The sequence below is a fragment of the Aeromonas sp. 604176 genome (assembly GCF_049170755.1).
Taxonomy (GTDB): Bacteria; Pseudomonadota; Gammaproteobacteria; order Enterobacterales; family Aeromonadaceae; genus Aeromonas; species Aeromonas veronii_A.
Map to the genome: position 1 here is coordinate 1 of NZ_JAAKNE010000287.1, position 893 is coordinate 893.

1 protein-coding gene is annotated in these 893 nt (G+C 57.4%); it reads left to right on the forward strand.

Annotated elements, in window-relative coordinates; genetic code table 11:
- The coding region (locus tag G5358_RS21400) for a PTS transporter subunit EIIC (RefSeq protein WP_421324917.1) at positions 1-849 on the forward strand (849 nt) is incomplete at its 5' end.
- Between the last annotated feature and the right edge of the window lie 44 nt (positions 850-893).

An 893-nucleotide genomic window follows, 5' to 3' on the forward strand; every position in this document is an offset into this window, starting at 1 on the left:
GGTCTGCACCACGCCCTGAACTCCGTGTTCTGGTTCAACGTGGCCGGTATCAACGACATCCCGAACTTCCTGGGTGGTCAGGCTACCATCGATGCCGCTCTGGCCGCTGGCAAGAGCCTGGATCAGGTGAAAGGCGTAGTCGGTATGTACCAGGCTGGCTTCTTCCCCATCATGATGTTCGGTCTGCCGGGTGCCGCTCTGGCCATCTACCACTCCGCCAAGAAAGAGAACAAAGAGAAAGTTGCCTCCATCATGATCGCAGCTGCCTTTGCCTCCTTCTTCACCGGTGTCACCGAGCCGCTCGAGTTCTCCTTCATGTTCGTGGCGCCGGTACTGTATGTCATCCACGCCGTACTGACCGGTATCTCCGTGTTCATCGCTGCCTCCATGCAGTGGATGGCCGGTTTCGGTTTCAGTGCCGGTCTGGTGGATATGGTGCTCTCCAGCCGTAACCCGCTGGCGACCAACTGGTACATGCTGATCCCTCAGGGTCTGGTCTTCTTCGGCCTCTACTACACCGTGTTCCGCGTAGTGATTGCCAAGCTGAACCTGAAAACCCCGGGTCGTGAAGATGACGAAGATACTGCTCCGGCTGCCGCTCAATCTACCAACCGTACCGAGCTGGCCAAGCAATACCTGGAAGTGCTGGGTGGTCAAGAGAACCTGGTCTCCATCGATGCCTGCATCACCCGTCTGCGTCTGACTCTGAAAGACCGCAGCATCGTCGATGAGCGCAAGCTGAAAGCCCTGGGCGCGGCCGGTGTGGTCAAACTCGGTGAGCAGAACCTGCAGGTGATTCTGGGCCCATTGGCCGAAATCATCGCCGGTGAGATGAAAGCCCTGCGTTAATCGAGCGACTCGCTCACCTCAAGTCTAAGTCCATTGTTGACATA